Source organism: Aliiroseovarius sp. PTFE2010, assembly GCF_049943335.1.
GTDB lineage: Bacteria > Pseudomonadota > Alphaproteobacteria > Rhodobacterales > Rhodobacteraceae > JBNFVY01.
In genome coordinates, this window is sequence record NZ_JBNFVY010000004.1 from 323,824 (window position 1) to 329,823 (window position 6,000).

Below are 6,000 nucleotides of genomic sequence, written 5' to 3' on the forward strand. Positions count from 1 at the left end.
ACTCAATCTTTGTAACCGGTTGAAATGTTTCACCCGCCGGTTGGCGGTTATCCGCAACACGCCGGCGCGCAGGCTTCTAACGCATTGGAACAAAAGGAAAAGGCCGGGGTGCACCCGGCCTTGTCCATACGACTTTGTGACGAAATGTCAGTTGGCCTGACGGCGCAGGAAGGCAGGAATTTCGATCTTGTCCTGTTCCGGATCCGTCTCGTCATGGGCGGGCTGGGCCGCCGGACGGGCCTGAACCTGCGGCTGGTGACGCGGCGCGGGCGCTTCGCCAGCGCGCTTTTCTTCGCCGCCGGTCATGCGGCCGATCAACGAATTAATGCCAAAACGCGGCTTTTCCGCTTGCTGCTCGGCCGATGCTGCGGGCGCGGGGCGCTGCTGCGTTGCAACGCGCGGTTGATTTTGAACCGCCGCCTGCAAACGGGACAGGACTTGCTGGTCCGGCGCCCCTTCGGCAGGGCGCGGTGCGGCATAGTCAGCTGGCTGTTGCGCCGGTTGCTGCACTTCTTCGCTCACCTGACGCGGCCGATACAGCGGCGCCGGCATTTCATCTGCGGCCTCTTCAAACACATCCTCGGCCTGCTCTTGGCGGGCAGCGTGCGACGCGTCGAACTCTTCGAACAGGTTGGGCTCGCTCGACGCACTGGCAGCGACGCGGTCTTCGGGTTGCGCGACGTCCGGTTCGGCCTGCTGCGCCGGGGCCTCTTGCGCCGTTGCGCCCGTTGTGTAACGCGGCATCGGCACATCCTTGGGGCGTTCGGCCGCATCGATACCGGTGGCCACCACCGACACGCGCATTTCGCCTTCCATGTCGGTATCCAGGGTCGAGCCGACGATGATGTTGGCATCCGGATCGACTTCTTCGCGGATCCGGTTGGCCGCTTCGTCCAGTTCGAACAGGGTCAGATCGTAGCCGCCGGTGATGTTGATCAGCACGCCATTGGCGCCTTTCAGCGAAATCTCGTCGAGCAGCGGGTTCGCGATCGCCTTCTCGGCCGCCTGAACCGCACGATCTTCGCCTGCGGCCTCGCCCGTTCCCATCATCGCCTTGCCCATTTCGTCCATCACGGCGCGAACGTCAGCAAAGTCGAGGTTGATCAGACCGGGGCGAACCATCAGGTCGGTGACCCCTTTGACGCCCTGGTACAGCACGTCGTCCGCCATCGAAAAGGCTTCGGTAAAGGTGGTCTTTTCGTTGGCAAGACGGAACAGGTTCTGGTTTGGAATGATGATCAGCGTGTCGACCATTTTCTGCAGGGCTTCGACACCCTCTTCCGCCTGACGCATCCGCTTGGCGCCTTCGAACTGGAACGGCTTGGTGACAACACCGACGGTCAACACGCCAAGTTCACGCGCGGCCTGAGCAATGATCGGCGCGGCGCCTGTCCCGGTGCCGCCCCCCATACCTGCGGTGATAAAGCACATATGTGCGCCTGCCAAATGATCGACGATGTCTTCGATCGTTTCTTCGGCGGCGGCGGCGCCAACCGAGGGGCGCGCCCCCGCGCCCAGACCTTCTGTGACCTTCACACCCATCTGGATGCGGGCGGGCGCCTGGCTCTGTTGCAGGGCCTGCGCGTCGGTATTTGCGACGACAAATTCGACCCCGGCGAGCTGTTTTTCGATCATGTTGTTGACCGCGTTGCCGCCAGCACCACCCACGCCGAACACCGTAATACGCGGTTTCAACTCGTCCCTTTCGGGCATGGTCAGATTCAAAGTCATGTTTCCAGTCCGCCTGATTGTTATCCAGGGGCCCGCCAAGGCCCAGATTCACCATTTCCTTGGAATACTAGGTGTTTTGCCCTTCGCCGTCACTCTAAAAACACAGTGCAGCCACAAAATGTTGTGGACAATTGACCTGGGACCAGCGGGATTTTGCGCAAATTCCAACATTTAGTGGGCTGAGCTCACGCAGCAACAGGCCACGCGCAACCACAAGCTGGCGTAGAGGTCAGAATTACGCCTCGCGCACAAGTTGCGCGCTTCGGCTTTCACTTTGTTGGGACACTGCTCGCGCCCACGGATCGCGGCTTGTTTGCCGTCGTTACGGGAATCATATCACAGCATATTCGCAACGCCAGTGATTCTTGTGGATAACTCGGCCCGCGCAGTCACGTGTTCACGCTCACCAATTGTCTTTGAACCACCGCACGGCGCGCTTCAGCGACCGCGCCGGATACCGTTCGGCCGGGATTTCGAAATCCCACCATTCGTCCTGCGGGTGGGCGGCAAACAAACACAGACCGACGGCGCTGGCAAAGGCCCCACCAGTTGCCGCTTGGGGCAGGCCCTGCACGCGCAACGGGCGGCCGATCCGCACTTGCTGCCCCAGGATCTTGGGCGCAAGGGTGTCCAGCCCCGGTATCTGGCTGCCCCCACCGGTCAGCACGATTTGCTGGCTGGGCAGGTGATCGAAGCCGGCCGCATCCAGACAGCTGCGCACTTCTTCCAGAATTTCTTCGACCCGCGGCCGCATGATGGCAATCAATTCGGCCCGGCTGACCGCCCGGCGATCATGTTCCCAATCGCCGGTTTGCCCGCCGATTTCGATCATTTCGCGATCGTCCATGCCGGTGGCAACCAGCCCGCCGTAAAAGGTCTTGAGCCGCTCGGCCGTGGCAAAGGGCACCGAAAGCCCCATGGAAATGTCGCCCGTGACATGATCGCCGCCCATCCGCACGCTGTCAGCGTAAATCATGTGCTTCTTCATGAAGATCGACACGCCCGTGGTCCCGCCGCCCAGATCGATGCAGGCCGCGCCCAGTTCCTGTTCGTCTTCGACCAGCGCCGAAATGCCCGACACATAGCTGGAACTGGCCAGGCCCGCGACTTCCAGATCGCAGCGCTTGATGCAATGCAGCAGGTTCTGGATCGTGGGCCGGTCCACCGTGACCATGTGCATGTCGGTTGTCAGAACATTGCCGATCTGTCCGCGCGGATCGCCCATGCCTGACCGGTGGTCGAGCGCGAAATTCACCGGCTGAGCGTGCAGCACATCGCGCTCGGCGCCGTAATCGGGCACCTCGCACGCCGCAAGCACGCGCGCGACATCCTGTTCTGTGACCTGTTCGCCCGCCACTTCGACACTGCCATCCAGCCCGTAGGAGCGCGATCCACCCCCCGAAAAACAAGCAATGACATGATCAACCCGCGTCGCCGCCATTTTCTGGGCGGCCTGAACGGCGGTGCGAATGGCGCGCTCGGTCTCGCCCATGGCCTCGACCTCGCCAAAGCGCATCCCGCGCGAACGCGTGGTCGCAGCCCCGATGACGCGAAACCGCGACTGCCCCGCCAGCGATCCGACCCCATCGCTTTCGCGCAGCCGGTCGGGGCCGTCGAACCGCAGGATCAGGCACGCGATTTTCGACGTGCCCACGTCAAGAATGGCAATCACCCCGCGCTGCATGGCGGCTTGGCGGATATTGCGCATGGCACGTTGCGTGGCATATAGATCTTTCATCAATCCTCCGTTCCGAATTCGATGGCCCGAATACGCCGAATTTCTTCGTTGGCCGCGGGGGCCATGCGAAGAGTCGGACGTCGGGGGTTGCGTAGATCAACGACCGTCAGGTCGCGTTCCAGAAGTTCTTGCGCCCGGTCCAGTGCGATCACCTGTTCAAGGGCGCGCACGGGTTGGACTTCGGGCAGCTGGATCCGCTGACCCCGGTCCAGCACCACGTCCCAGCGGCGTTCGCCCACCCGAACCAAGCCGCGCAACCGCCGCTTTATCGGACCGGCGGCGTTCAGAATATCCAATGCCTCGGCGACCGCGAATTGGGCCCCGTCCCCCGCAACCAGCGGCAGGTCCGGGCGGTCAGAGCGCGCATTCAGCACCGCGACGCGATGCCCTGTCCGGTCGAGCATTTCGACCCCATCCGCCCGCCGCCAGACCAGCGCGGGAAGCCGTTCGGCGACATCGATCTGCAGGATGCCGCCCGGTTTGATCCGAAGATCGGCGCGCGACACGGCGTCCAGCTCTTCGATTGTGTTCTGGATTTCGGGCAGGTCCAGATCGAACGATGTGATCGGGAATTCGATGGGGACCAGCGCGCGGATATCGGCGGCAACCGTTTCGCTTGCGCCATCGATCGCCATGAGCTTGACCATGAATTCGGGGCGTTCTTCGACCGAGCGCCGCACCTCGGCGATGGTATCGATGACGTTCTGACGGTTGGTTTCTTGCGCGAACCAAAAGGCGGCCGCGCCAAACGTCAGGGCGGCGGGCAAACCTGCGCGCAACAAAAACCGAAAGCCCGGCGTCAGCCACAGCCGGTTGGCCCGATAGGCCAGACGCGAGGGCGCGGGATCGCGGCGGCGGGCGCGTTTGTCACCGCTCACCTGTTGCATGATGCGTCCTCGACCATCCAGCGACAGAACTGCCCAAGCGTCATGCCCACGGCCCGCGCCTGTTCAGGCGACAGGGACGTTGGGGCCATGCCGGGTTGGGTGTTGACCTCAAGCAGGACAAGCCCGTCGAGACCGCGCGTCTCGTCCCAACGAAAATCGGTGCGACTGACACCGCGACAGCCAAGCGCCTTGTGCGCGCGCAGGGCATAATCCAGGCAGGCGGCACGAATTTCGGCGGGAATATTGGCGGGCACCTCGTGGCGCGATCCGCCGGGCGTGTACTTGGCATCATAATCGTACCAGCCGTCGGTGATGATGTCCGTCACCTCCAGCGCGCGATCCCCCATCACCGTGGTCGTCAATTCGCGCCCAGGCACATAGGTTTCGACCATCACCGTCTGTGGCATGTCGCCTGACAGCTTCGGCGGCCCGTTCGCGGCCTCGTGCACAAGGTAGACCCCCACCGACGAGCCTTCGTTGTTCGGCTTGACCACATAGGGCGGCGCCATCACATGGCGCGCCGCCACGTCGGACTTGCGCGCCAGAACGCTTTCCACGACCGGCAGGCCAGCGCGGCGAAAGGTGATCTTCGAACGTTCCTTGTCCATCGCCAGCGCCGAGGCCAGAACGCCCGAATGGGTATAGGGAATGCCCAGCCATTCCAGCAGGCCCTGCACGCAGCCATCTTCGCCCCAGCGACCATGAAGTGCGTTGAACACCACGTCTGGCATCACGTCGGCAAGGCGCACGGCAAGAGAGCGGTCGGCGTCCAGCTCGACCACTTCGAAACCTTCCCCGCGAAGGGCGTCAGCGCATTCGCGCCCACTGGATAACGACACCTCGCGCTCAGCCGAGGGGCCACCCATGATTACCGCCACTTTCGGGGATGTCTTGGCTGACATGCCCACTCGGTGTGCCTCGTTCGGCCCCGTTATCGGGGCTCTTTCGCTTTGGTTGTCTACCGCTTTGACCCGCTTTGACGCGTGCTTTTGCGGCTATTTATCCGGTGCCGGTTCGCCGACCCGTTTGATTTCCCACTCTAACCTTATGCCAGCGTTCTGGAAAACCCTTTTTCGCACTTCCTCGCCCAGTTTTTCCAGATCGGCGGCGGTGGCGGTGCCAGTGTTGATCATGAAGTTGGGGTGCTTTTCGCTCATCTGGGCGCCGCCGATTGAAAAACCGCGCAAGCCGGCATCGTCAATCACCTTCCACGCCTTCAGGTCATGCACATCGTCGGCCTTTCCGGTGCTGGAAAAACCGGCCGGATTGCGAAAGGTGCTGCCCGCGCTGCGATCCTTGGTGGGCTGGGTGGCATCGCGCTTGGCCAGTTGGTCGGCCATCCGCGCGCCAAGCACGTCGGGATCTGCCGACGCGCCTTGGAAAAGCGCCGACACAACCACCGCCCCCTCGGGCAGATCCGACGACCGATAGGCCAGCGACAAAGACGCAGCCGACAGCGTCTGGCGGCGCCCATCGCGCAAGATCACATCGACTTCGATCAGGTGGTCAGCCACGTAAGACCCGTAGCACCCCGCATTCATCGTGACCGCACCGCCGATCGCGCCGGGAATGGTGCGCAAAAAGGTCAGGTCCACGCCTGCCGCCGCTGCCTTGCGCGCGACATGGGCATCCAGCGCGCCGGCG

General features: G+C 63.0%; 5 protein-coding genes. All 5 read right to left on the reverse strand.

What is annotated here, in order from left to right; translation table 11 throughout:
* Positions 1–147: 147 nt before the first annotated feature.
* Positions 148–1,731 carry a cell division protein FtsZ gene (gene ftsZ, locus ACP2AV_RS09615; protein WP_426372463.1) on the reverse strand — a complete coding sequence of 528 codons (1,584 nt, stop codon included), beginning with the start codon at positions 1,729–1,731 and terminating at the stop codon, positions 148–150.
* Positions 1,732–2,134: 403 nt separating this feature from the next.
* Complete coding sequence (ftsA, locus tag ACP2AV_RS09620; RefSeq protein WP_426372464.1) at positions 2,135–3,469, reverse strand: cell division protein FtsA; 1,335 nt, start codon at positions 3,467–3,469, stop codon at positions 2,135–2,137.
* On the reverse strand, positions 3,469–4,356 hold the full coding sequence (locus ACP2AV_RS09625) for a cell division protein FtsQ/DivIB (RefSeq protein ID WP_426372465.1): 888 nt from the start codon (positions 4,354–4,356) through the stop codon (positions 3,469–3,471). The genes ftsA and ACP2AV_RS09625 overlap by 1 nt, the downstream gene beginning before the upstream one ends.
* Entirely contained in the window at positions 4,344–5,258 is a 915-nt protein-coding gene (locus tag ACP2AV_RS09630) for a D-alanine--D-alanine ligase (protein WP_426372466.1), read from the reverse strand. Before ACP2AV_RS09630 ends, ACP2AV_RS09625 begins: the two co-directional genes overlap by 13 nt.
* Before the next feature lie 93 nt (positions 5,259–5,351).
* Positions 5,352–6,000, reverse strand: a 649-nt coding sequence (locus ACP2AV_RS09635; RefSeq protein ID WP_426372467.1) for an FAD-binding protein, incomplete at its 5' end; no start/stop codon positions are given.